Origin of the sequence: Streptomyces sp. NRRL S-495 (genome assembly GCF_000966955.1) — a bacterium.
Taxonomy (GTDB): Bacteria; Actinomycetota; Actinomycetes; order Streptomycetales; family Streptomycetaceae; genus Kitasatospora; species Kitasatospora purpeofusca.
In genome coordinates, this window is record NZ_JZWY01000566.1 from 1 (window position 1) to 1,002 (window position 1,002).

Genomic DNA, 1,002 nt, shown 5'->3' on the forward strand with positions numbered 1-1,002 from the left:
CGCTCCGGGGGGAGACGGCCGACGCGCCGATGGGCAGTCACCTCGCGCGAGCACTACGACGCCACGGGCCGTGACGCCCAGGCCTGTCCGGCGGATTCAGCACGACCCGTCGGACAGGGCACGCCACCCGCGGTCGTCGACCGGGTGGCGAGGCAGCCACCGGTTCCGGTGGCCGGCGGCACCGGAGGACGACGAGAGCCGTCTGCCGACGTCCATTTCGCCGGCTCCGCCCCTTCTGCGTCCTGGAGTGATCGGCGTGCGGCCCGGACCCCGGCCGAGGACAGCGTTCACCGTGGGGCGCCGGGCGCCGCCGTCGAACGTGACAGGAGTGAGCGACCCGTGCCTCGGGACCCGTCCCTGCAGAAACTGCTCGACACCATGCCGGCGATCGACTTCGACACGGTCCCGCTGGAGGAACTGCGCCGCGCCAACATCGCCACCGTCCAGGGCGACGCCATCCGCGACGAAGGCATCCGCTACGCCCAGCTGCTCCGCGCGGCCGGCATCCCGGTCGAACACCGCAACCACGAGGACCTGGTCCACGCCTTCTGCACCCTCGCCCCGCAGGTGCCCGCGGCGGCGAGGGCACTGGACGACTCACTCGCCGCGCACAGCACCGGCCTCGCCTGAGCACCCGGCACCGCCACACCCCCGAGGCGCCGGTCAGTGATGTGCCGGACACGTAAAGCTGCATCGCTGGTGAGCCGTCCCCACCGCGAGCCGATCGACCTGGCGCCGGCCGTCAGCGAATCCCGTGCTCGGCTCGTGCGCTCCCGGGTCAACCGAGCGGTACGCGATGCCCTGAAAGTGGCTCACCTGGGCATCTCGCACGTGTCGGTGGAGCCCTGCACCTCCGATCCCTCTACTCTGCCGCCGTGATCCCTACCGAACTCATCGGCAGCATCCCCCGTCCCCCCGCGCTGCAGGTCGCGGCCTCGGACCTCCGGGCCGGGCACGTCAGCGACACCGAGTTGGCCGCGAGCCGGAGCCAGGCCGTTCGCG

1 protein-coding gene is annotated in these 1,002 nt (G+C 72.6%); it reads left to right on the forward strand.

The features are described 5' to 3' along the window. Positions 1-339: 339 nt before the first annotated feature. Entirely contained in the window at positions 340-630 is a 291-nt protein-coding gene (locus tag VR45_RS48010) for an alpha/beta hydrolase fold domain-containing protein (protein ID WP_045942508.1), read from the forward strand. Positions 631-1,002: the final 372 nt, after the last annotated feature.